The organism is Microcystis sp. M015S2 (genome assembly GCF_020245945.1).
Lineage (GTDB): Bacteria > Cyanobacteriota > Cyanobacteriia > Cyanobacteriales > Microcystaceae > Microcystis.
This window is the reverse complement of record NZ_JADBTX010000139.1, coordinates 1-26,703: the sequence shown is the minus strand read 5'-3', so window position 1 is coordinate 26,703 and position 26,703 is coordinate 1. Positions and strand designations below refer to the sequence as shown.

At 44.3% G+C, this 26,703-nt stretch carries 11 protein-coding genes; 8 read left to right on the top strand and 3 right to left on the bottom strand.

From position 1 onward, the window contains the following. Positions 1–185: 185 nt before the first annotated feature. From prmA to ilvB, 3 genes are all read right to left on the bottom strand, one after another. Positions 186–1,082, bottom strand: a complete 897-nt coding sequence (gene prmA, locus IM473_RS22005) for a 50S ribosomal protein L11 methyltransferase (protein WP_287658470.1) — start codon at positions 1,080–1,082, stop codon at positions 186–188. A gap of 119 nt (positions 1,083–1,201) precedes the next feature. After that, on the bottom strand, positions 1,202–2,779 hold the full coding sequence (gene serA / locus IM473_RS22000; RefSeq protein WP_287658469.1) for a phosphoglycerate dehydrogenase: 1,578 nt from the start codon (positions 2,777–2,779) through the stop codon (positions 1,202–1,204). 361 nt (positions 2,780–3,140) lie between these two features. Next, a complete protein-coding gene (ilvB, locus tag IM473_RS21995) occupies positions 3,141–4,994 on the bottom strand; it encodes a biosynthetic-type acetolactate synthase large subunit (protein WP_287658467.1) in 1,854 nt (617 codons plus the stop codon). Positions 4,995–5,240: 246 nt separating this feature from the next. Here ilvB and bioD point away from each other — a divergent pair, with 246 nt between their 5' ends. The 8 genes from bioD to IM473_RS21955 form a co-directional block, all read left to right on the top strand. Then, positions 5,241–5,903, top strand: coding sequence for a dethiobiotin synthase (gene bioD, locus IM473_RS21990; protein ID WP_002733082.1), 663 nt, complete (start codon positions 5,241–5,243; stop codon positions 5,901–5,903). A 242-nt stretch (positions 5,904–6,145) separates the two neighbouring features. Continuing rightward, positions 6,146–7,888 (top strand): fatty acyl-AMP ligase, encoded by a 1,743-nt coding sequence (locus IM473_RS21985; protein ID WP_287658466.1) that lies wholly within the window; start codon positions 6,146–6,148, stop codon positions 7,886–7,888. A 148-nt stretch (positions 7,889–8,036) separates the two neighbouring features. Further along, entirely contained in the window at positions 8,037–8,303 is a 267-nt protein-coding gene (locus tag IM473_RS21980; RefSeq protein ID WP_287658465.1) for an acyl carrier protein, read from the top strand. 31 nt (positions 8,304–8,334) lie between these two features. Further along, positions 8,335–9,147 (top strand): class I SAM-dependent DNA methyltransferase, encoded by an 813-nt coding sequence (locus IM473_RS21975; protein WP_287658464.1) that lies wholly within the window; start codon positions 8,335–8,337, stop codon positions 9,145–9,147. Between the two features lie 130 nt (positions 9,148–9,277). Next, positions 9,278–9,565 carry a hypothetical protein gene (locus IM473_RS21970; protein WP_502845935.1) on the top strand — a complete coding sequence of 96 codons (288 nt, stop codon included), beginning with the start codon at positions 9,278–9,280 and terminating at the stop codon, positions 9,563–9,565. An 88-nt stretch (positions 9,566–9,653) separates the two neighbouring features. Further along, on the top strand, positions 9,654–19,172 hold the full coding sequence (locus IM473_RS21965; protein ID WP_287658461.1) for a non-ribosomal peptide synthetase/type I polyketide synthase: 9,519 nt from the start codon (positions 9,654–9,656) through the stop codon (positions 19,170–19,172). Beyond that, complete coding sequence (locus IM473_RS21960; RefSeq protein ID WP_287658459.1) at positions 19,169–23,866, top strand: non-ribosomal peptide synthetase; 4,698 nt, start codon at positions 19,169–19,171, stop codon at positions 23,864–23,866. Before IM473_RS21965 ends, IM473_RS21960 begins: the two co-directional genes overlap by 4 nt. Positions 23,867–23,869: 3 nt before the next feature. Further along, the coding region (locus IM473_RS21955; RefSeq protein WP_287658458.1) for a non-ribosomal peptide synthetase at positions 23,870–26,703 on the top strand (2,834 nt) is incomplete at its 3' end.

Genomic DNA, 26,703 nt, shown 5'->3' with positions numbered 1-26,703 from the left:
TTATCTGGCAAGAGATTTAATTGATTAGTTCGCTCTAGATCGAAAACAATTGACAAAAATCGCCAAATGTCTTTCTCTATAAGAGTTTCATTTCTTATAATCCTGTACGTTGCATAAGACAAACCGAAGAACCAAAAATAATCTCCTGCCCCCTGCCGCCTGAATACTGACTACTGACAGCTATATTAATCCACAGCGCGACGAATTTGAAGACAACACCATTCTTGACGTTTCCATAGGGCAGCCACTGTCCAGCCTTGGGGTTCTAAAATATCTGTAACTGCTTGTGCTTGGGTGACAAGGATGCCGCTTAAAATTCCCCAAGTGGTGGGTTTTGCCAGACGGGTGATTTCGGGCATTAAAGCGATAATTGTCTCGGCTAAAATATTACAAACGATGCCATCAACACCATCGGGAATTAATTCTAATAACTCCTCGACACTACCCTGACTAACAGCTAAATTTTCGGGGTTAATCCCGTTGAGATGGCGATTACTATACGTCGCATTCACCGCGAGCGGATCTGTATCGACAGCATAAACTTTTTTGGCCCCTAATAAAATCGCCCCGATCGCTAGTATGCCAGAACCACAACCGATATCGGCGATAATTTTAGGCTCTGGATGGCTACTTAAACGCATTTCTAGGGATTCTAGACATAATTGGGTGGTGGGATGCGTTCCCGTGCCGAAAGCGGAACCGGGGTCAATTTTAATCACCAATCTCTGGTTATTTTCCGGGGGATTTAACCAAGCAGGACAGATCAAAAAGCGATCGCCGATTTCGCTAATTTGCCAATGTTGTTTCCAACTGCTGGCCCAGTCTTCCTCGTCCATTAACTGCCAATGGCTGACAGGTTCGGGAAAACCTAAAATCAAAGCATCCTGCTTTAACCAGAGGCTTAGTGCCTCTAAATCGAGCAATTGCGCTTTAATTTCTGGTATATAGGCCTTAATCTCTAAAGAGGATTGTTTTTTAGCAGTGGCCGTTCCTGAACAGCCAAAATCTTCCAGTCTCCAGAAAACCGTTTCTTCGAGACTAGGTTCGCACAAAACCGTAATTTCCCACCAACTATTAGACATATATCAGTTATCAGTGATCAGGGATCAGTTATCAGATTTGAGTTTTCAGTTAAAAGTATTAAGTGGCAAGTTCGGAGCTTTCCTTTCACTGATTACTGACTACTGATAACTGATTTAATCTAGAGTTTCACTGTGTAAGCATCGCGGATACCGGGGACTTTAGTAATTTCCGAGAGAAGACCTTCCGGTAGAGGATCATCGAGACTCAGGGCCATAACTGCGTCACCGCGAATAATTTTGCGTCCTACCTGCATACTGGCGATATTGACATTAAAACTGCCTAAAAGTGCGCCAATTTTGCCGATAATACCGGGCATATCTTGGTGAAGGGTGAATAGCATATGATTGCTCGGTGGCACGTTAATGGGGAACTCATCGAGGTCAGTAATGCGGATTTCTCCGTTACTTAACAGCGCTCCGGTGACGGAATGGGTCCCCATGGAACCATTAGCTTCCAAATGAATCGATCCCGAATAGTCCCGGGTGGAAGCATCCCGGGTTTCGATTACCCGGATACCGCGTTCCTTAGCTTCGATCGCCGCATTAACATAGTTTACCCGTTCTCGGAGGGCTTGGGACAGTAAACCCTTAATGGCCGCCACCACCAGAGGTTGACTGTCTTTAGTGGCCAATTCTCCCTGTAAACGGACATTTAACGAGTCACAGCGACCTCCTGCCAACTGACTGACAAGATTACCCATAGTTTCCGCTAATTGCAGGTAAGGGCGCAGTTTTTCCATAACATCGGGAGTTAGTCCGGGGATATTAACGGCTGAACGCGCTGGCAAACCGAGGAGGACATCGCGAATTTGTTCGGCCACATCAATAGCCACATTAACCTGTGCTTCCGTAGTCGATGCGCCTAGGTGGGGAGTGAGGATGACGTTAGATAATTCTCTTAATCTAGATTCGCCTAAAGGTTCCTGTTCAAATACATCCAAGGCTGCCCCGGCGATTCTACCGGATTCGAGGGCTTCAATTAAAGCCAACTCGTCGATAATGCCGCCTCGGGAACAGTTAATGATGCGGACCGTGGGTTTCATCTTAGCGATGGTTTCCCGACCGATGAGATGCTGGGTTTCGGGAGTTTTCGGGACGTGGAGGGTGATAAAATCGGACTCAGCAAAGAGTAGTTCCAGATCCACCAGGGTGCAACCGAGTTGATCGGCGCGTTCTTTGGAAATAAAGGGATCGTAGGCGAGAATTTTCATGCCTAGTGATCTAGCAACGGCGGCGACGTGGGAACCAATTTTCCCTAAACCGACGACTCCTAGGTTCTTTTTATAAACTTCTGTGCCGATAAAGCGATTTCTTTCCCATTTATTCGCTTTTACCGACTGATTAGCATCGGGAATATGACGGGAGAGGGATAACATCATGGCCAAGGCGTGTTCGGCAGCGGCGATCGTGTTACCTTCGGGAGAGTTAACGACAATAATCCCCTGACGAGTGGCCGCGGGAACATCGATATTATCGACTCCTACCCCCGCGCGGCCGATAATTTGCAGTTTGCTGCCCGCTTCGACGATTTCTTTGGTGACGCGGGTACTGGAACGGAGCATCAGTGCGTCGTATTCGGGGATAATTTGAATGATTTCCTCGGCGGATAGTCCTGTTTTCACGTCCACTTGGGCAACCTGTGACAGAATTTCTACTCCTACCGGATCGATCGAATCGGATACCAGAACTTTGGCCATAATCTTTATAACGTGCTTTTTTCAGTCTACGGGCAAATGCTAGACCAATATTGGTATCTAGCCGCAATAGCCCATTTTAGAAGCAAAGGGTGCAGTCTATGGCAAAATTAGCGAAAAGATTTTAGGTTGTTATTCTTAATTGTCGTCCATGGGGTTGATGTCAGCCTCTTGCCGTTGTCACTGAGATATTGCTAATTTAATCACGGTGGCGATCGAGTTTTCCGCTTCTTTTTCTCAAGCCTTTTTCTAGGGCTGTCATTGCTTCTATTTGAAAATTTCTATGATGTTTCAACAGTAGATAAAAAGCCAAAAACCTCCGTTATCCTTAACGGAGGCTGGTTAATTAATTAACAATTTTCGGCTACAATTTCGCCCCACATTCAGGACAGAATTTATTATTCCAACTGTTAACCGCGCCACAACTGGGACAATTGTGCATTTCACAACCCCCGGTGACAATTTTCGGTAAACCAATCATACGCGCATTACTTTGACCGGGGGCAACCATGGGATAACAATTTTCGTCTTTAGTCACGATCGCATTGACCAAAACTGGACCATCATGGGCCAACATTTCGGCAATTTTTGCGGCTAATTCATCTCGATGGCGAATAGTAATCCCTTTAATGCCGTAAGCTTGGGCTAACAGTTCCACATTTGGCATTCCCGCTTCCATATTGGAATTAGAATAACGTTCCCCATAGAAAGCTTCTTGCCATTGACGTACCATACCCTGCCAACCATTATTAATAATAATCGTCTTGGCATGAATATTGAATTGGGTTAGGGTGGCCAATTCCTGTAGATTCATTTGGAAACTGGAATCACCACTAATACAGATGACCTCCTCATCGGGAATCGCCACCTTTACCCCCATCGCAGCAGGTAAACCGAAACCCATCGTCCCCAATCCCGCGCTAGAAATCCAACGTCGGGGTCCATTTTTGAGGAATTGGGCCGCCCACATCTGATGCTGGCCCACATCGGTAGTATAGTAGGCGTGGGGTGCTTGACGACCCACCTCAACGATTACTTCTTGGGGAGAAAGTCTGCCTTCCGGTAGGGGTACTTGCAGGGGATAATCTTGGCGCCAGCGCTCGATCTGGGCTAACCAGGCTTGGGTGCGATCGCAATTAGTGGGATAATCAAATTCTCTGGCTTTTTGGAGTATTTGTTCTAAAACTACCCGCACATCCCCGACAATCGGCACGTCAGGGGCGCGATTTTTGCCCACTTCGGCGGGGTCGATGTCCACATGGATTACCTTAGCTTTTGAGGCGAATTCGTCCAATTTCCCGGTTACTCGGTCATCAAAACGAGCGCCGACGGCAATTAATAAATCACACCCGGTCACGGCAAAATTAGCGTAGGCGGTGCCGTGCATTCCTAACATTCCCACCGAGAGGGGATGATGTTCATCAAAAGCACCGATCCCCATTAACGTGGTGGTGACGGGTAACTGAAAACGCTCGGCAAACTCGGCGATTTGGGCGTGGGCATTCGCTGCGATCGCGCCTCCGCCAACGTAAAGTAAGGGTTTTTCGGCGGTTTCCAAGAGGTGCAAAGCGGCCTCGATTTGACGGCGATTACCCTTAACCGTGGGACGATAGCCGCTTAGTTTCACATCTCCCGGTTCGACGGGGATATAATCGCATAGTTCTAAACCGACATCTTTGGGAATATCGACTAAAACCGGTCCCGGTCGTCCTGTACTGGCGATATGGAAGGCCTCAGCGACGATTCTCGCTACTTCCCGGGCATTTCTAGCCACATAGGAATGTTTAACAATCGGGAGAGTAATACCATAAATATCGGTTTCTTGGAAAGCATCGGAACCGATGGCCGCCCGGCTGACCTGACCGGTGATAATTACCATCGGGATGGAGTCCATGTGTGCGTTAGCGATGCCTGTCACCAAATTGGTCGCCCCGGGGCCGGAAGTACCGAAACAGACTCCCACTTTGCCGGTGGCCCTAGCGTAGGCATCGGCGGCATGGGCGGCCGCTTGTTCGTGGCGCACTAAGATATGTTGTAATTCTCCCCGCTCTTCAAAGCGGTAGAGTTCGTCATAGATGGGCAGGATCGCACCTCCGGGATAACCGAAGATGTGCTTAACACCATGACGTTTGAGACTGTCCATCAAGGCATAAGCACCAGAACAACGCTGGGGAACCGTTGTTAAAGAGTTATTGGGCTTGGGAAGTGATGAAACCACAGGGCAAACCGTCCAATTTCTAACTAGAGGGATAATTGCAATTCTGTTGCCTAGGATGCAACTTGAAAAATAGCAAAATTGATAACCTTATACTTTTAGTGTATTCCATCTCACCTTTTTGGCTGCAGTTTTTTTTCTTTTTGCATCTTACCCATGCAATATCTGGGGAAGTGGGAAGTGGGGTGATGGGGGATAAGATAATAAATGCTGGTGATTTCACCTGATCTTGACTGAGCCTGGGAGTTTATGAATAGTCTTTTGATTGCGGCTACGGATACCGATGCGGGTAAAACCGTTGTCACCACTGCTTTAGTGGCTTATTGGCAAAAATACTATCCATCGAAGGCCTTGGGGTTGATGAAATTAATGCAAACGGGTCAAGGCGATCGAGAATGGTATGAGGGCTTATTTCAGGGTCAATTAGAAATGATCACACCGCTGCAATATCAAGCACCCTTAGCGCCTCCTGTGGCTGCTGATTTGGAAGGTCGAGATATTCCTTTAGGGACGGTGTGGCAAGCTCTGCTGAACCTACAAAAAAGCCAAGATTTGGTTTTAATTGAGGGTTTGGGGGGTTTAGGTTGTCCTGTCACCCACGAGCTAACTTTGGCGGATTTAGCGGCTCAATGGCGGTTAAAAACGCTTTTGGTGGTGCCGGTGAAATTGGGGGCGATTTCCCAAACGGTGGCTAATATTGCCCTAGCAGAGCAGAAAAAGGTCAATTTGGGCGGAATTATCCTTAATTGTCTTGAACCGCGCACGGAGACGGAAATAGAGCAGTTAACACCGATCGATTTAATTCAATCCTTGACTAATTGTCCGGTTTTAGGTGTTTTTCCCTTTATCGAAGATCGTCGGGATTTGGATAAATTGGCCTCGGTGGTAGCTAGTTGGCCGGAAATTATTTAGAGCAGGAAGCCATACCAGATTTTGTAATTTTTGTCAAGAGATATTTGTTAAATAGGCTCTAACAAACCTGTCAGGTAAAACTATCAACAACTCATGCTTGTAAAGCTTCTATGATTGGAGAGATCGGGGGTAAAATTCCGGGACTTTTCCCCTATACTGGTTCACGGGGGTTTCGAGATTAGTGCTATTTCTCATAAAAACCTACTCCCGCCTACTTTTCCAGCTTTTTGTCCTGTACTTAGATGACTGTTAATTCTGATGATTTGCAAGAACCCTTTAATCAGTTCTCAACCCTAGTTGAGTTACTCCGTTATCGGGCAAGCACTCAACCTGAACGCATCGCCTATATTTTCCTGCGAAACGGAGAGACCGAAGAGGCTCGTTTAACCTATGGAGAACTGGATCAAAATGCTAGGGCGATCGCCGCTCATCTACAATCCTTAGAAGCCAAGGGCGAAAGGGGTTTACTGCTCTATCCCCCGGGACTAGATTTTATTTCAGCTTTTTTTGGTTGCTTGTACGCGGAAGTCGTCGCTATTCCCGCCTATCCCCCCCGACGCAATCAAAACCTATTTCGCTTACAGGCCATTATTGCCGATTCCCAAGCCCGATTCACCTTTACCAATGCGGCCCTCTTCCCCACGTTGGAGAACCAATGGGCCAAAGACTCGGAATTGGCAGAGATGCAATGGGTCGTTACCGATGAAATTGACCATCACCTCAGGGAGGATTGGCTAGAACCGACCCTAGAAAAAAACAGTCTCGCTTTTCTACAATACACCTCTGGTTCAACGGGAACTCCAAAGGGAGTAATGGTCAGTCACCATAACTTGTTGATCAATTCAGCCGATTTAGATGGTGGTTGGGGCCATGATCAAGATAGCGTAATGGTCACTTGGCTACCGACCTTCCATGATATGGGTCTGATTTATGGGGTTATTCAGCCTTTGTACAAAGGATTTCTTTGTTACATGATGTCCCCTGCCAGCTTTATGGAACGACCGTTACGTTGGTTACAGGCCCTTTCTGATAAAAAAGCAACCCATAGTGCGGCCCCCAACTTTGCCTACGATCTTTGTGTGCGGAAAATTCCCCCTGAAAAACGGGCCACGTTAGATCTAAGCCATTGGTGCATGGCCTTAAATGGGGCCGAACCCGTCAGAGCGGAGGTACTTAAAAAGTTTGCGGAGGCTTTTCAAGTTTCTGGTTTCAAAGCCACAGCCCTTTGTCCTGGCTACGGTTTGGCAGAAGCCACCCTGAAAGTTACGGCGGTTAGTTATGACAGTCCCCCTTACTTTTATCCCGTTCAGGCTAATGCTTTAGAAAAAAATAAGATTGTGGGAGCCACTGAAACAGATACCAATGTGCAGACCCTCGTGGGCTGCGGCTGGACGACGATTGATACTCAAATCGTCATTGTCAATACTGAAACCCTGAAACCTTGCTCCCCTGAAATTGTCGGCGAAATTTGGGTATCAGGTTCAACAATCGCCCAGGGTTATTGGGGAAAACCTCAAGAGACTCAGGAAACCTTTCAAGCTTATTTGGCCGATACAGGAGCCGGGCCTTTTCTGCGAACAGGAGACTTGGGCTTTATCAAAGACGGTGAATTGTTTGTCACAGGTCGGCTCAAGGAAATTATTCTTATTCGAGGACGCAATAATTATCCCCAGGATATTGAATTAACCGTCCAAAATAGTCATCCCGCTCTGCGTCCCAGTTGTGGGGCGGCTTTTACCGTTGAAAACAAGGGTGAAGAAAAGCTCGTGGTCGTTCAGGAAGTGGAGCGCACCTGGCTCCGTAAGGTAGATATAGACGAGGTAAAAAGAGCTATTCGTAAAGCTGTTGTCCAGGAATATGATTTACAGGTTTATGCGATCGCGCTGATCAGGACTGGCAGTTTACCAAAAACCTCTAGCGGTAAAATTCAGCGTCGTGGCTGTCGGTCCAAATTTTTAGAGGGAAGCCTGGAAATTTTGGACTAAGAAAATTTCTTGATCGGCACTTCATGTGTTAAGATCGTACATCGATTGAAACTTCGACCAATTCTTTCTCTCCCCTTAAGTCCACGTCCCTAGACCTGAAAATTCCTTAAACTTTAACTACATTTCTAAAAAAAGCAAACTGAGTCTAATGTCCACAGAAATTCCAAACGACAAAAAACAACCGACCCTAACGGAAATTCAGAACTGGTTAGTGGCTTACATGACAGAGATGATGGAAGTGGACGAAGATGAGATTGATCTAAGCGTTCCCTTTGATGAATATGGCCTAGACTCTTCTATGGCCGTTACCTTGATTGCTGATTTAGAGGACTGGTTAGGGCAAGATTTAGATCGTACTTTGATTTACGATTATCCAACCCTAGAAAAGTTAGCTAAACAAGTCAGCAAATCCTAACATTTTGACAAATTCGAGAGGATATTCTGAAATGACGAATTTTGGCCAGTCTATGTCTTACTACTATGATCTAGTAGTAGGTCATCAAGGTTATAACAAGGATTACATCAAAGAAGTGGAGTTTATTCATGATGTAATTCAGAATTACACTACTGAAGCGCAATCTATATTGGACTTGGGCTGTGGTACAGGTTATCATGCTTCCCTGTTGGCAAAAAAGGGATATTCTGTTCATGGTGTTGATCTCAGTGCTGAAATGCTAGAACAAGCTAAAAATCGTATTGAAGATCAAACGATGGCTTCCTGTTTGAGTTTTTCCCAAGGCAATGTTTGTTCAATTCGTTTAAATCGTCAGTTTGATGTTGTTCTTGCTTTATTTCATGTGGTTAACTATCAACTAACAAATCAAGACTTATTGGCAATTTTTGCAACGGTTAAAAATCATTTAAAAGCTGGCGGAATTTTTATTTGTGATGTATCGTATGGGCCTTACGTACTGGGGGAATTTAAGAGTCGGCCTACGGCATCAATATTGCGTTTAGAGGATAATTCCAATGGTAACGAAGTAACCTATATTAGTGAACTAAATTTTTTAACCCATGAAAATATAGTGGAAGTTACTCACAATTTATGGGTAACAAATCAAGAAAATCAACTTCTAGAGAATTCACGGGAAACACATCCTCAGCGCTATCTTTTCAAGCCTGAAGTTGAATTGTTGGCTGATGCTTGTGAACTAACTGTTCTTGATGCGATGCCCTGGCTTGAACAACGTCCTTTGACAAACATTCCTTGTCCTTCAGTTTGTTTTGTTATTGGGCATAAAACAACCCATTCAGCTTAAATTCTGCTAAAAAAAATCCAACTTACCTTATTCTCTGAAACCACACAAGCCATGAATACAATTCAAGATGCCAAGACCGAAAATTACTCAATCTTAAATCAGTCAATTCCAAGACCTCTCAAACTGAGTAATATCCTATTACGATAAGATTTTGCGTTCTCCTTTGTTTGGAATGTCAGCAGAGGAGTCTCTATATTGGCTAGAGAAATGTTTATGTCAAGAGCATGAGGGGTTTGATGTGCAAGTTAAATATCATCAAAAAATGCTCAAGAATATGCTACGTTTAACTGATAATTTAGATTATCTATGGCCCGTTAACCGTGAAATGCGGCTCATGAAAGCTGGGGGGTCAATTGAACGGGCGATCGCCAATAATGTAAAGGCTTTTCGTCAGTTTAAAGACACTGTAAATCGTTAATTATCTAAAACGCATCCAGGCAAGGGGATGATCGCCCCTTGTTACAAGACTTTCAGTAATAGGACGATCGCAATAAGGAATTTTTTCTATGGAACCCATCGCAATTATTGGTATTGGTTGTCGTTTTCCAGGGGCTGACAATCCAGAGGCTTTCTGGCAACTCATGCGAGATGGGGTGGATGCGATCGCCGATATTCCTCCTGAACGTTGGGATATTGAGCGTTTCTACGATCCCACACCTGCCACTGCGAAAAAAATGTACAGTCGCCAGGGCGGTTTTCTAAAAAATGTCGATCAATTTGACCCGCAATTTTTCCGAATTTCTCCCCTAGAAGCCAACTATTTAGACCCTCAACAAAGACTATTACTAGAAGTCACCTGGGAAGCCTTAGAAAATGCTGCAATTGTGCCTGAAACCTTAGCTGGTAGCCAATCAGGGGTTTTTATTGGTATCAGTGATGTGGATTATCATCGCTTGGCTTATCAAAGTCCTACTAACTTGACCGCCTATGTGGGTACAGGCAACAGCACCAGTATTGCGGCTAACCGTTTGTCCTATATCTTTGATCTGCGTGGCCCCAGTTTGGCCGTGGATACTGCTTGTTCTTCTTCCCTCGTCGCCGTTCACTTGGCCTGTCAGAGTTTACAAAATCAAGAATCGAACCTCTGCTTAGTGGGGGGAGTTAATCTCATTTTGTCGCCAGAGACAACCGTTGTTTTTTCCCAAGCGAGAATGATGGCCCCCGACAGTCGTTGTAAAACCTTTGATGCGAAGGCCGATGGTTATGTGCGCTCGGAAGGCTGTGGAGTAGTCGTACTTAAACGTCTTAGGGATGCTATTCAGGACGGCGATCGCGTTTTAGCAGTGATTGAAGGTTCGGCGGTGAATCAGGATGGTTTAAGTAATGGACTCACGGCCCCTAATGGCCCTGCTCAACAGGCGGTGATTCGTCAGGCCCTGGAAAATGCCCAGGTAGAACCCGCCCAAATTAGCTATATCGAAGCTCATGGTACGGGGACAGAATTGGGGGATCCGATCGAAGTTAAATCTCTGAAAGCGGTTTTGGGTGAAAAGCGATCGCTCGATCAAACCTGTTGGCTCGGTTCTGTGAAAACCAACATTGGTCATTTAGAAGCGGCGGCGGGAATGGCGGGTCTGATTAAAGTCGTTCTCTGCTTACAACACCAAGAAATTCCCCCTAATCTCCACTTTAAAACCCTTAATCCCTATATTTCCCTAGCTGACACAGCTTTTGCGATTCCCACTCAGGCTCAACCCTGGCGGATCAAATCCCCGGGATCTGGTGAAAACGGTGTCGAACGACGTTTAGCCGGTATCAGTTCCTTTGGGTTTGGGGGGACAAATTCCCATGTGATTCTCAGCGAAGCCCCTGTCACCGTTAAAAATAATCAACAAAATGGGCAGAAGTTGATGGAACGTCCCTGGCATTTGCTGACTTTATCTGCCAAGAATGAAGAAGCCTTAAAAGCCTTAGTCCATTGTTATCAAAAGTATTTAGCTGATCATCATGAAATTTCTCTCACTGATGTTTGTTTTACGGCCAATAGTCGGCGATCGCACTTTAATCATCGTTTAGGAGTAGTGGCTAGAGATCGCTTAGAAATGTTGCAGAAGTTAGAGAACTTTAGTAACCAAGAAAGGATGAGAGAACCGAAGAATATTAACAAAAAGAAAAAACCTAAAATTGTTTTTCTATTTGCCGGTCAAGGTTCTCAATATGTAGGTATGGGTCGTCAACTGTACGAAACCCAACCCATCTTTCGCCAAACCTTGGATCGCTGTGCTGAAATCCTGCGACCCCATTTAGATCAACCCCTCTTAGAAATTCTTTATCCGGCTGACCTAGAACCGGAAAAAGCGAGTTTTTATTTAGAGCATACCGCCTATACCCAACCCACTTTATTCGCCTTCGAGTATGCCCTAGCACAGTTATGGCGTTCCTGGGGAATAGAACCAGCGGCAGTAATTGGTCATAGTGTCGGTGAATATGTGGCGGCTACTGTTGCCGGAGCCTTAAGCTTAGAAGACGGATTAACACTGATTGCCAAACGGGCAAAACTGATGCAGTCTCTCCCTAAAGAGGGGACAATGATCGCCGTTTTTGCCGCAGAAGAGCGGGTTAAAGCTGTTATTGAGCCTTATACAAACGAGGTAGCGATCGCGGCTATTAATGGACCAGAAAATTTTGTTATTTCAGGAAAAGCGCCGATTATTGCTGAGATTATCATTCATTTAACGGCAGCAGGAATAGAAGTTCGTCCACTAAAAGTTTCCCATGCTTTTCACTCGCCCCTCTTGGAACCGATTTTAGATTCCTTAGAACAGGAAGCTGCTGCAATTTCCTCCCTACCTCTGCAAATTCCCTTAGTTGCTAATTTAACGGGGGAAGTTTTACCAGAAGGAGCAATCATTGACGCTCGTTACTGGCGAGATCAGGCACGCAACCCTGTACAATTTTATGGGAGTATCCAAACGCTGATCGAGCAGAAATTCAGTCTTTTTTTAGAAGTTAGCCCTAAACCGACTTTATCTCGATTGGGTCAACAATGTTGTCCAGAAAAATCAGCCACCTGGCTATTTTCCCTCGCCCCTCCTCAAGAAGATGAACAAAGCCTGCTAAATAGTTTGGCGATTCTCTATGATTGCCAAGGAGCCAAGATAAACTGGGAAGGTTTTAATGTAAACTGTTCACAAAATTTACTGGCTCTACCGACCTATCCTTTTCAACGTCAACGTTATTGGCTTGAAACCATTAAACCGACTTCTGAAGAAACAACCATGACGACCAATGCCACTAATGTCCAAGCTATCTCCAGCAATCAAAAACAACAGGAGATTCTAATCACATTGCAAACCCTAGTGGGGAATTTACTGCAATTGTCCCCTGCTGATGTCAATGTTCATACACCTTTCCTGGAGATGGGGGCAGATTCCATTGTCATGGTTGAGGCGGTCAGACGCATTGAGAATGCCTATAACGTTAAAATTGCTATGCGTCAGTTATTTGAGGAGTTATCTACTTTAGATGCTTTAGCAACCTATTTAGCTCAAAATCCGGCTAATGATGTCCAGAATACTCAAATTAATACCGAGGTGTTTTCTGCGCCCATTGCCTGCTCAAATAACCGATCGCCCAATGTCGTGCTGAGTTCTAATACCAACGGCTTTCAAGGTCAAACGGCTTCTCCAAAGGTTTCGGCGATCGCCCCTAATATCACAGTTTCTCAAGAGCCTGTACCACAACCAAGGGTTCTGGCAGCATCAGGTTCAAGCGTTCCTAGTTCTGCCCTGGAAAATATTATGGGTCAACAGTTACAACTGATGGCCAAACAGTTAGAGGTCTTGCAAACGGCCAATTTTGCCCCGACGACTACCCGAACCACAGAAAATTCCCCATCTTCCGTCAGTCAAAATAGGTCAAACGGACTTACACAACAGTTAATTCCCCCCCAGCAATTAGCGGCGAACCTAGAGCCAATAGCCAGTCGCACCCGTCAAACCAGCAATCAAGCTTCTGCTCCCCAACCGACAGTAACAGCCACTCCCTGGGGGCCAAAAAACCCTCCAACAGGTGGATTAACTCCCCAACAACAGCAACATCTAGAGGCATTAATTGCTCGCTTTACGGAACGTACAAAAACCTCTAAGCAAATTGTGCAAAGCGATCGCCCGCGTTTAGCGGATAGTCGAGCCTCGGTCGGATTCCGTATGTCCATTAAAGAGATGCTCTATCCCATTGTGGCCCAACGTTCCCAGGGGTCAAGAATTTGGGATGTGGACGGTAATGAATATATTGATATGACGATGGGGCAAGGGGTAACGCTGTTTGGGCATCAACCAGACTTTATTATGTCGGCCATACAAAGCCAACTCACAGAAGGGATTCACCTTAGTCCGCGATCGCCAATCGTGGGAGAAGTGGCTACCCTGATTTGTGAATTAACAGGAGCCGAACGAGCTTGTTTCTGTAGTTCAGGGACAGAGGCAGTAATGTCCGCTATCCGTATCGCTCGGGCCACAACGGGTCGTAACAAGATTGCCATCTTTGAAGGTTCCTACCACGGTCACGCGGACGGAACTCTCGTGAGAAAACAAATCATTGACAATGAACCCCGTTTCTTTCCCCTCGTGTCAGGGGTTTCCCCAAGTATTAGTGCCGATGTGGTGGTATTAGACTATGGCAGTGCAGAGGCTCTGGACTATTTACAAACCAAGGGACAGGATTTAGCGGCGGTCTTAGTAGAACCAGTTCAAAGCAATTATCCCCTACTGCAACCCAAAGAATTTCTGCAAAGCCTGCGACAAATTACCAGTCAGATGGGTATTGCTCTGATTTTTGATGAAATGATTACGGGTTTTCGATGCCACCCAGGCGGAGCGCAAGCTTTATTTGGAGTACAGGCGGATATTGCCACCTATGGCAAAGTCGTTGCGGGGGGAATGCCCATTGGGGTTATTGCAGGCAAAGCCCGTTATCTGGACAGCATTGACGGAGGAATGTGGAATTATGGCGATAAATCCTATCCTGGGGTGGACAGAACCTTTTTTGCGGGAACCTTTAATCAGTATCCCTTAGCAATGAGGACGGCTAGGGCTGTCCTGACCCATTTAAAGGAGCAGGGGCCAGGTCTGCAACAACAATTAACTGAACGCACCGCCGCCTTAGCCGATACCCTCAATCGCTATTTTGAAGCAGAAGACGTTCCTATTAAAATCGAACAGTTTAGTTCTTTCTTCCGTTTTGCGCTGGCGGGGAATTTGGATTTACTGTTCTATCACATGGTGGAAAAAGGTATTTATGTCTGGGAATGGCGTAAACATTTTCTTTCAACAGCCCATACGGAAGCCGATCTTGCCCAATTTGTCCAAGCGGTTAAAGATAGCGTCACAGAATTGCGTCAGGGAGGTTTTATCCCCGCAAAAAAGCATTCCTGGTCAGTGCCAACGCCTCAAAGTGATCCCCCCCTAACCCCCCTTGATAAGGGGAAGAGGATTGATCCCCCCCTAACCCCCCTTAAAAAGGGGGGAGATGTTGATGTCGCTCTTGATAAGGGGATTGATCCCCCCCTAACCCCCCTTAAAAAGGGGGGAGATGTTGATGTCGCTCTTGATAAGGGGATTGATCCCCCCCTAACCCCCCTTAAAAAGGGGGGAGATCAAGACGGTCGGTTAGGGAAAGGGAGCGGGTCTCAAGTCACAAAAACTATACAGTTTAGCCTCTACTACTTTGGTAGCTATGAAGCGGAATTTAACCCGAATAAATATAACTTACTGTTTGAAGGAGCTAAATTTGGCGATCGCGCTGGTTTTACGGCTCTTTGGATTCCTGAACGTCATTTCCATGCTTTTGGTGGCTTTTCTCCCAATCCTTCGGTTTTAGCCGCCGCTCTAGCGAGGGAAACAGAACAGATTCAACTGCGATCAGGCAGTGTGGTTTTACCCCTACACCATTCGATCCGAGTGGCTGAAGAATGGGCCGTCGTGGATAATCTTTCCCAGGGCCGCGTCGGTATTGCCTTTGCATCGGGTTGGCATTCCCAGGATTTTGTGTTGGCTCCTCAGTCCTTTGGTCAGCATCGTGAACTAATGTTCCGTGAAATTGAAACCGTCCAGAAACTTTGGCGGGGAGAAGCGATCGCCGTGCTAGACGGAAAGGGTCAAATGGTAGAGGTAAAAACCTATCCCCAACCGATGCAGTCCCAATTACCGACTTGGATCACCATTGTCAATAATCCCGATACCTATATCAGAGCAGGGGCGATCGGATCGGGTATTTTAACGAATCTGATGGGGCAAAGCGTTGAGGATTTAGCGCGTAATATCGTTCTTTATCGTCAATCTTTGGCAGAGAATGGTTATGATCCCGCGTCGGGAACAGTGACAGTCCTACTGCATACTTTTGTTGGCAAGGATTTAGAACAAGTTCGAGAACAGGCCCGCCAACCCTTTGGGCAATACCTCACCTCCTCTGTCGGACTCTTGCAAAATATGGTCAAGAGCCAGGGCATGAAAGTGGATTTTGAACAGTTAAGAGAAGAAGATCGGGACTTTCTCCTCGCTTCTGCCTATAAACGCTATACAGAAACCAGTGCCTTAATTGGCACACCTGAAACCTGCCGTCAAATTATTGATCATTTGCAGTCCATCGGTGTGGATGAAGTGGCTTGTTTTATTGATTTTGGGATAGATGAACAAACCGTTTTGGCCAACTTACCCCATCTCCAGACCCTAAAAGACTTATATCAACCTCATCTCCCCCCTGATCAAGGGGGGTTAGGGGGGGATCAATCCCCTGATCGAGAGAAATTAGGGGGTGATCAAGTCCCTCTCACCGAAGCCCAGCGACAACTGTGGATTTTGGCCCAATTGGGAGACAACGGCTCTATTGCCTATAACCAATCGGTGACTTTGCAACTACGAGGCCCTGTAAATCCTGTGGCAATGACCGAGGCGATTCAACAAATCAGCGATCGCCATGAAGCATTACGAACCAAGATTAATGCCCAGGGAGATAGTCAAGAAATACTGCCCCAGGTCGAGATTAACTGCCCTATCTTAGACTTCAGTGCTGACCAAGCTTCGGCTCAACAGCAAGCAGAACAATGGTTAAAGGAAGAAAGTGAAAAACCCTTTGATTTGAGCCAGGGTTGTCTGGTGCGTTGGCATCTACTCAAATTAGAACCAGAATTACATTTGTTAGTATTAACGGCCCATCACATTATCAGTGACGGTTGGTCAATGGGAGTAATCCTTCGGGAATTAGGAGAGTTATATTCAGCCAAATGTCAGGGTGTTACGGCTAATCTTAAAACCCCAAAACAGTTTCGAGAATTGATTGAATGGCAAAGCCAGCCAAGCCAAGGGGAAGAACTGAAAAAACAGCAGGCCTATTGGTTAACAACGCTTGTCAATCCGACCGTTTTGAATTTACCCACTGACAAACTTCGTCCAGCTTTACCCAGTTACCAAGCCAATCGTCAAAGTCTAACTTTAGATAGCCAATTTACAGAAAAACTAAAGCAATTTAGTCGTAAACAGGGCTGTACTTTTTTAATGACACTGTTATCAGTTTATAACATTCTCATTCATCGTTTGACGGGACAGGATGATATTCTGGTGGGTCTGCCAACGTCTGGACGTGGCCTTTTAGATAGTGAAGGAATGGTGGGTTATTGCACTCATTTTTTACCCATTCGTAGTCAATTAGCAGGTAATCCCACTTTTGCTGATTATCTCAAACAAATGCGAGGGGTTTTGTTGTCGGCTTATGAACATCAAGACTATCCCTTTGCCCTCTTGCTCAATCAGTTAGATTTACCGCGTAATACCAGTCGCTCCCCTTTAATTGATGTCAGTTTCAATTTAGAACCAGCCATTAATCTACCTAAAATGAAAGAATTAGAGGTTAGCTTACTGCCTCAAAAGATTAGTTTTAAGGATCGAGATTTGCATTTGAATGTGACAGAAATGGGCGGAGAAGCTCTGATTGACTGTGACTACAATACGGATTTATTTAAGGATGAAACGATTCAGCGTTGGTTGGGTCATTTCCAAACCTTACTTGAGGCAGTTATGAATGATCCGCAACACAATCTGCGGGAATTGCCCTTATTAAATCCTACTGAACAAAAACAGTTATTAGTAGGTTGGAATAATACCAAGACTGACTATCCTCAAGATCAGTGCATTCATCAATTATTTGAAGCGCAAGTTGAGCGGACTCCCGATGCGATTGCGGTGGTATTTGAGGAGCAATCATTAACCTACAGTGAATTAAATTGTCGAGCCAATCAGTTAGCCCATTATTTACAAACTTTAGGCGTTGGACCAGAGGTCTTGGTCGGTATTTCGGTAGAACGTTCTTTAGAAATGATTATTGGCTTATTAGCTATTCTTAAGTCAGGTGGTGCTTATCTCCCTCTTGCTCCTGACTACCCTACTGAACGTCTTCAATTTATGTTAGAAGATAGTCAGGTTTCATTTTTGATTACCCAACGTTCTTTATTGGCCTTATTACCTCCTTCTCAAGCTAATGTTATTTATTTGGATGAGATTGAAGAGCAGGTTTCTCAATATCCTCAAGATAATCTCCAAAATAAGTTAATTGCTTGTAATTTAGCTAACGTTATTTACACCTCTGGCTCCACGGGTAAGCCTAAAGGTGTGATGATTGAACATCGGGGTTTAGTTAATTTAGCTCTTGCTCAAATTCAGCGTTTTGGAGTCAACCATAACAGTCGTGTTCTGCAATTTGCATCCTTTAGTTTTGATGCTTGTATTTCGGAAATTTTAATGACCTTTGGTTCGGGAGCGACTCTTTATCTTGCTTCCAAAGATTCTTTATTGCCAGGTCAACCGTTAATTGAATGCTTACAAAAGAATGGAATTACTCACGTTACTTTACCTCCTTCGGTCTTAGGGGTTTTACCGAAAGAACCGTTACCCGCTTTGCAAACTTTAATTGCGGCGGGTGAAGCTTGTTCTCCTGATTTGGTTAAACAATGGTCAGTCGGTAGAAACTTTTTTAATGCCTATGGCCCAACAGAAGCGAGTGTTTGTGCGTCTATTGGACAATGCAATAAAGATGATTTGAAGGTGACAATTGGTAAGGCGATCGCCAATGTCCAAATTTACATTTTAGATGCCTATCTTCAGCCAGTGCCTATCGGGGTGATAGGAGAATTACACATTGGTGGGGTTGGTTTGGCGAGAGGTTATTTAAACAGACCTGAGTTAACGGCGGAAAAATTTATTGCGAATCCGTTTGATCCTGCTCTAACCCCTCTTTCGCCCCCCCAGCCCCCCAACTTTGGGGGGAGTTCAGAACTTATCGAGGGTTCCAAGTCCCCCAGTATTGAGGGATTTAGGGGGCTAAAAGATCAGCCTTCAAAGCTCTATAAAACGGGAGACTTAGCTCGTTATTTACCCGAAGGCAATATTGAGTATCTGGGGCGCATTGATAATCAGGTAAAAATTCGCGGTTTTCGCATTGAGCTAGGAGAAATTGAAGCGGTTTTGCTGTCCCATCCCCAGGTACGAGAAGCGGTGGTTTTGGTGAATGAAAGCGATCACACTGAAAATCGGGCTTTGGTTGCTTATATTGTTCTTAATGATCCGACTTGTGCAACACAATCATTACGGGAGTTTGTTAAACGGCAGCTTCCTGACTATATGATCCCAGCTTATTGGCTGATCCTTGACAATTTACCGTTAACCAGCAATGGCAAAATTGATCGCCGTGCGTTACCGTTGCCCAATCCAGAGTTACATCGTTCGGTAGATTATGTGGCTCCTGACAATCCTACCCAGGAGGCGATCGCCACTATTTTTGGTCAAGCTTTAAAACTAGAAAAAGTGGGAATTTATGATAACTTTTTTGAGATTGGTGGTAATTCTTTACAAGCGACTCAAGTTATGTCACGCTTACGAGAGAGTTTTTCCCTAGAGTTGCCCCTGCGTCGCCTATTTGAACGTCCAACTGTAGCGGATTTGGCTTTGGCTGTTATAGAAATCCAGACTACTTTACAAAAATTACAAACCCCTATTGATCATTTATCAGGCGATCTCGAGGAGATTGAACTATGAAATCCATTGAAACGTTTTTGTCAGATTTAGCCAATCAAGATATTAAACTCTGGATGGACGGCGATCGCCTGCGTTGTTATGCCCCCCAAGGGGTGTTAACAGCTGATATGCAAATCGAGCTTAAAAACCGCCGGGCAGAAATTATTCAATTTCTCGATCAACTGAAATCAGAGGATCAGATCAGTGCTAGGCAGATTCTTCCGATGCCCCGCGATGGTCAATTACCCCTATCCTTTGCCCAGACGAGACTTTGGTTTCTGTATCAATTAGAAGGAGCAACGGGAACCTATAATATGACGGGAGCCTTGAGTTTAAGCGGTTCTCTTCAGGTAGAAGCTCTCAAACAAGCTCTAGGCGCAATAATCCAACGTCATGAGCCATTGCGTACCAGTTTCCAAGCAATTGATGGTGTTCCCGTGCAGGTAATTGATCCCAATCCAATTTGGGAATTATCGCTCATTAATTTGGAAGGCAAGGAAGCCGAGGCAGAAAAATTAGCCCAGGCAGAAGCCCAAACACCCTTTGATTTAACTAAGAGTTCTTTGTTGAGGGTAACGCTCTTAAAGTTACAGCATGAAAAGCATATTTTATTAATTAATATGCACCATATTATTTCTGATGGCTGGTCAATCGGTGTTTTTATTCGTGAATTGTCCCATCTGTATGGGGCTTTTGTTGCGGGTAAAGAACCAACTTTACCGACTTTACCAATTCAATATGCCGATTTTGCGGTTTGGCAACGACAGTGGTTACAGGGTAAGGTTTTAGCGACTCAGTTGGAATATTGGAAACAACAATTAGCGGGTGCTCCTACCCTTTTAACACTGCCAACGGATCGCCCTCGTCCTGCGATTCAAACTTTTCAAGGCAAGATTGAAAGATTTCAGCTAGATAGTCAACTCACTCAACAATTGAAAGCGTTAAGCCAACAGTCGGGTTGTACTTTGTTTATGACTTTGTTAGCCGCTTTTGGGGTGGTTTTATTCCGTTATAATGGCCAGACTGATCTCGTAATTGGTTCAGCGATCGCCAACCGTAATTGTCGAGAAATTGAAGGCTTAATTGGCTTTTTTGTTAACACGCTTGCCTTGAGATTAGACTTATCACAACAACCGAGTTTTGCCACTTTTTTACAACAGGTAAGCAAAGTCACTCAAGATGCCTATGAGCATCAAGATTTGCCCTTTGAGATGTTAGTAGAAGAATTACAGATAGAACGTAACCTAGACCGCAATCCTCTCGTACAAGTGATGTTTGTGTTACAAAATGCAACAAATGAGACATGGAACTTACCTGGCTTAGTCGTTGAAGAAATGTCTTGGGAACTTGAGCCTGCTCGTTTTGACCTAGAGGTTCATTTATCAGAAGTAAACGACGGTATAGCTGGATTCTGTTGCTACAACATTGACCTATTTGATGGGACAACGATCACCCGTCTATTAGAACATTTTCAGAATATACTCAAGGCGATTATTGCCAATCCTCAACAATCGGTCAGCCTATTACCTTTGTTGTCGGAACAGGAACAAAAGCAACTTTTAGTGGATTGGAATCAAACCCAAGCCGATTATCCCAAAGATAAGCTTGTTCATCAGTTATTTGAGGTTCAAGCGGCAAGTCAACCAGAGACGGTCGCCCTCATTTTTGAAGATCAAGTTTTAACCTACGGAGAATTAAACCATCGCGCTAACCAATTGGCCCATTATCTTCAGTCGTTAGGGGTGATTAAGGAACAAATCGTCGGGGTTTATGTTGAACGTTCCCTAGAGATGGCGATCGCATTTTTAGGGATTCTCAAAGCAGGGGCCGCCTATCTCCCCATTGATCCTGAATATCCCCCAGTACGCACCCAATTCATTCTCGAAGATACTCAAATTTCAATCCTATTAACCCAAGCAGAACTGGCAGAAAAACTTCCCAAAAATCAGACGAAAGTTATTTGCTTAGACCAAGACTGGTCACAAATTGCTGACCAACCACAAACTAACCCATACCTCAAAATACAACTTAGCGATCTAGCCTATTGCATCTATACCTCTGGTTCTACAGGGCAACCCAAAGGGGTACTGATTTCCCATCAAGCTCTACTTAACTTGATTTTCTGGCATCAACAAGCTTTTGAGATTAGCTCCTCGGATAAAGCCACCCAAATGGCGGGTATTGCTTTCGATGCAACGGTTTGGGAATTGTGGCCCTATCTTACCGCAGGAGCCTCTATTAATCTGGTTCCCCAAAATATTCTGCTCTCACCGACGAATTTACGGGATTGGTTGCTGAATCAAGAAATTACCATTAGCTTTGTGCCAACTCCTGTCGCGGAAAAATTATTAGTTTTAGATTGGCCGAATCATTCTTGCCTAAAAACCCTGTTACTGGGCGGTGACAAACTTCATTTTTATCCTACTGCGTCCCTTCCCTTTCAGGTAATTAACAACTATGGCCCAACGGAAAATACAGTGGTTGCCACCTCTGGACTGGTCAAATCATCTCCGTCCGATCGCTTTTCGGCCCCGACTATTGGTAAGGCGATCGCCAACGTCCAAATCTATCTATTGGATCAAAACCGACAACCTGTCCCCATTGGTGTACCAGGTGAATTACATTTAGGCGGGGCGGGTTTAGCACGAGGTTATCTCAATCGTCCTGCGTTAACGGCTGAAAAATTTATTGCCAATCCTTTTAGTAATGACCCAGATTCTCGGCTCTATAAAACCGGAGACTTAGCCCGTTATTTACCCGATGGCAATTTGGAATTTTTGGGACGCATTGACAATCAGGTAAAAATTCGCGGTTTTCGTATCGAAACAGGAGAAATAGAAGCGGTTTTAAGTCAATATTTCCTATTAGCTGGCAATGTTGTCGTTGCCAGGGAAGATAGTGCTGGCGATAAACGCCTTGTGGCTTATCTAGTTCCCGCCCTGCAAAATGAGGCCCTACCAGAGCAATTAACTCAATGGCAAAGTGAATACATTGGTGATTGGCAAAGTCTCTACGAAAGAACCTATAGTCAAGGACAAGACAGCCTAACCGATCTAACGTTTAATATCACGGGTTGGAATAGCAGTTATACTCGCCAGCCGATTCCTGCTCCAGAAATGAGAGAGTGGGTAGAAAACACCGTCAGCCGTATTTTGGCCTTCCAACCAGAGCGAGGTTTAGAAATTGGCTGTGGTACGGGCTTATTGCTCTCCAGGGTGGCCAAGCATTGTTTGGAATATTGGGCAACGGATTATTCCCAGGTGGCGATTCAGTATGTTGAACGGGTGTGCAGTGCCGTTGAAGGTTTAGAAAAGGTTAAGTTACGCTGTCAGACAGCAGATAATTTTGAAGGCATTGCCCAGCAGACCTTTGATACCATCGTCTTAAATTCGATTATTCAGTATTTTCCCAGTGTGGACTATCTGTTGGAGGTACTGAAAGGAGCGATTAATGTCATTGGTGGTCATGGTCAGATTTTTGTCGGAGATGTGCGTAGTTTACCTTTATTAGAGCCGTATCACGCCGCCGTTCAGTTAGCCCAAGCCTCTGACTCCAAAATCGTTGAACAATGGCAACAACAGGTACGTCAAAGTGTGGCAGGCGAAGAAGAACTGGTCATTGATCCGACTTTTTTCTTGGCGTTAAAACAACATTTTCCCAAAATTACCTGGGTAGAAATTCAACCTAAACGGGGTTTGGCAAATAATGAATTAACCCAATTTCGCTATGATGTCACTCTTTATCTAGAATCTGTCAATAATCAACCATTACCAATCAGCGAACCAACAGTAATGACTTGGTTAAATTGGCAATTGGATCAGCTTTCTTTAGCTCAAATTCAAGAGCAATTGTTGACCCAAAAACCTGAATTATTAGGAGTTCGCGGTATTCCGAATCAGCGAGTCGAACAGGCTCTAAAAATTTGGGAATGGGTAGAAAATCTCCCTGAAGTTGAAACGGTTGAGCAACTGAAAGAAATTCTAGAAAAACAAGCAGATACCGGTATTAATCCTGAACAGGTTTGGCAATTAGCCGAATCTCTCGGTTACACGGCTCATCTGAGTTGGTGGGAAAGTAGTCAAGACGGTTCCTTTGATGTCATTTTTCAGCGTAATCTGGGGTCAGAAGCGCAGGTCTCAAAGAATCGGTTAGAACGAATTACTAGCATTGCTTTCTGGGATGACAAAGCGATTAAAACAAAACCCTGGAGTGATTACACGAATAATCCTCTACGCGGTAAGTTAGTCCAAAAGTTAGTGCCTAAAGTAAGGGAATTTTTGCAACAAAAGCTACCCAGTTACATGATTCCCCAGGCGTTTGTTTTGCTTGATTCCCTTCCCTTAACTCCCAATGGTAAGGTGGATCGTAAAGCATTGCCTTCTCCTGATGCGGCGACCCGTAATCTGGCTAACAGTTTTGTTTTACCCCGCAATCCCATTGAAGCTCAACTGACTCAAATTTGGAGTGAGGTTTTAGGATTAGAACGCATTGGTGTTAAGGACAACTTTTTTGAATTGGGAGGTCATTCTCTGTTAGCTACTCAGGTGTTATCGCGGATTAATTCAGCCTTTGAACTGGATCTTTCCGTACAAATTATGTTTGAGTCACCCACGATCGCCGGTATTGCAGGCTATATTCAAGCGGTGGATTGGGCGGCCCAGGATAGATCAGATAGCTCGTTAAATCTTGAAAATACTGAGGTAGTGGAGTTTTAGGTTATGACGAAAACGATTGTGGAATTTGTTTGCTACTTGCAAAGCTTAGGCATTACGTTAGAAGCGAATGAAAATCGCCTACGCTGTCAGGCTTCTGAAGGGATTTTAACCCCTACTCTTCGTCAAGAAATTGGCGATCGCAAACCTGAATTACTACAATTTTTACAACGGGCTAAACAGTCTAAAAATACCTATCAATTACCGATTCAACCTGTATCCAGAGACATCCCTCTACCTCTCTCTTTTGCTCAACAACGTTTATGGTTTTTACACTATCTTTCCCCTGATAGTCGTTCCTACAATACCCTAGAAATATTGCAAATTCAGGGGCCTCTCAATCTAACGGTGTTAGAGCAAAGTTTAGAGGAATTAATTAACCGCCATGAGATTTTGAGGACAACATTTCCCACTATTTCAGGAGAACCTATTCAGGCGATCGCTCCTCCCGGTTCTTTTCGCTTAAAAGTTGATAATTATCAAGATTTATCCCCCAATGAACAATTAGCAAAAATTCAACAAGTAGCAGAATTAGAAGCAGGACAAAATTTTGATTTAGCGGTAGGGCCACTCATACAGTTTAAGTTATTGCAATTGAGTCCCCAGAAGTCAGTGTTACTGTTGAAAATGCACCATATTATCTATGACGGTTGGTCTTTTGGGATTTTAATTCGAGAGTTATCGGCTTTATACGAAGCCTTCCTAAAAAACTTACCTAATCCTCTCCCGCCATTGTCTATTCAATATGCAGATTTTGCGGTTTGGCAACGTCAATATCTTTCTGGTGAGGTCTTAGATAAACAACTCAATTATTGGCAAGAACAGTTAGCAACGGTAACTCCTATTCTCACTTTGCCAACGGATCGGTCTCGTCCTGCGGTGCAAAGTTTTCGGGGAGGAGTTGAACATTTTCAACTGGATCAAAATACTACTCAATGTCTTAAAAAGTTAGGTCAAGAACGTGGGGCGACCCTCTTTATGACTTTGTTAGCCGCTTTTGGAGTCTTATTATCTCATTATAGTCGTCAATCCGATCTGCTGGTGGGTTCCCCGATCGCTAACCGTAATCAAGCAGCGATCGAACCTTTAATTGGCTTTTTTGCTAACACTTTGTCTTTCAGAGTCAATTTATCAGAAAATCCCAGTTTTTTAGAATTATTAGAACAAGTCAAACAGACAACTTTAGAGGGTTATGCTCACCAAGACCTTCCCTTCGAGATGTTGGTAGAAAAGCTACAAACTGACCGTGATTTGAGCAGAAATCCCTTAGTTCAGGTAATGTTTGCCCTACAAAATACCTCTCAAGATGCTTGGAATCTTTCGGGTTTAAGTATTGAAAATTTATCCTTGTCAGTGGAAGCAACTGTCAGATTTGATCTAGAAGTCCACTATTGGGAAAACCCAGAAGGTTTAGAGGGTATTTGGCTCTATAGTAGCAACTTATTTGATGCGACTACTATTCAGAGAATGGGGCAAAATTTTCACAAATTAATTAAGGAAATTATTGCCAATCCTCAAACTAAAGTTAAAAAATTACCATTGTTAACAATGGCGGAAACTCATCTATTATCGTCTTGGAATGCCACTCATGCTGACTATTTAGCAGAATATTTAACTTCAAATAAACCCCAATTATCTATCTATCAGTTAGTTGAAGAACAAGTATCATTAACGCCTGATTCTGTAGCAGTAATCTTTGCAGATCAACAATTAACCTATACAGAACTGAATGAGCAAGCTAATCAGTTGGCTCATTATTTGCGTTCTTTAGGAGTAAAAGCTGATTGTCTAGTTGGTTTATGCGTCGAGCGTTCCTTAGAAATGGTAATAGGAATTTTAGGCATTCTGAAAGCGGGAGCAGCCTATTTACCGCTTGACCCCGAATATCCGATGGAACGTTTAAGTTTTATGGTAAAAGATGCTCAAATTTCTGTGCTATTAAGTCAAGAGAAACTTGTAGAAAAACTGCCTGAATATCAAACAAAGCGAGTTTATTTAGACAGGGACTGGCCCACTATCGCTGAGTTCAGTCGGGAGAACTTGAATCTTGAGGTACAGCCCCATAATCTGGGTTATGTTATCTATACTTCTGGTTCAACAGGACAACCCAAAGGGGTGATGATGGGTCAACTAGCCCTGTGCAATCTGATTCTTTGGCAATTGCAAAATACGACCCTGACTAATCAGGCTAAAACGCTACAATTTGCACCAATTAGTTTTGATGTTTCCTTTCAAGAAATTTTCGCCACTTTGTCTGCTGGAGGAAGATTAGTTTTAATAACAGAAGAACTAAGACGAGATACTTCCGCCTTATTAGATTTTCTAGAAAAGCAAGCAATTGAAAGGCTATTTTTACCCTTCGTTGCTCTACAGCAATTAGCAGAAGTCAGCGTTAGTCGTAAATTTTGGGTAAGCAGTTTAAGGGAAGTAATCACAGCAGGAGAACAATTACAAATTACACCAGCGATCGCCGCTTGGTTTAGAGGCTTAGAACATTGTACTTTACACAATCATTATGGGCCATCAGAAAGTCATGTTGTTACCAGTTTTACCCTGACAAATCCAGTAAAAAATTGGCCGCTTCTTCCTCCCATTGGTCGGGCGATTGCCAATGTCCAAATTTATATTTTAGATGCCTTTTTACAGCCAGTACCTATAGGAGTGTCAGGAGAGTTATACATTGGTGGAGTTGGGGTGGCAAGGGGCTATTTAAATCGTCCTGAATTAACAGACGAAAGGTTTATTCCTAATCCTTTTGATCCCCCCCTAACCCCCCTTGATAAGGGGGGAGATGAGAGCTATGAAACTTTAAAAAAGGGGGTAGAGCAGCCGTCAAAATT

What these genes read in the sequence shown, in the direction of transcription:
- serA (WP_287658469.1), bottom strand. Translation starts at nt 2,779, where the DNA reads ATGGCCAAAGTTCTGGTATCCGATTCGATCGATCCGGTAGGAGTAGAA.
- IM473_RS21975 (WP_287658464.1), top strand. Translation starts at nt 8,335, where the DNA reads ATGACGAATTTTGGCCAGTCTATGTCTTACTACTATGATCTAGTAGTA.
- bioD (WP_002733082.1), top strand. Translation starts at nt 5,241, where the DNA reads ATGAATAGTCTTTTGATTGCGGCTACGGATACCGATGCGGGTAAAACC.
- prmA (WP_287658470.1), bottom strand. Translation starts at nt 1,082, where the DNA reads ATGTCTAATAGTTGGTGGGAAATTACGGTTTTGTGCGAACCTAGTCTC.
- IM473_RS21980 (WP_287658465.1), top strand. Translation starts at nt 8,037, where the DNA reads ATGTCCACAGAAATTCCAAACGACAAAAAACAACCGACCCTAACGGAA.
- IM473_RS21960 (WP_287658459.1), top strand. Translation starts at nt 19,169, where the DNA reads ATGAAATCCATTGAAACGTTTTTGTCAGATTTAGCCAATCAAGATATT.
- IM473_RS21965 (WP_287658461.1), top strand. Translation starts at nt 9,654, where the DNA reads ATGGAACCCATCGCAATTATTGGTATTGGTTGTCGTTTTCCAGGGGCT.
- IM473_RS21985 (WP_287658466.1), top strand. Translation starts at nt 6,146, where the DNA reads ATGACTGTTAATTCTGATGATTTGCAAGAACCCTTTAATCAGTTCTCA.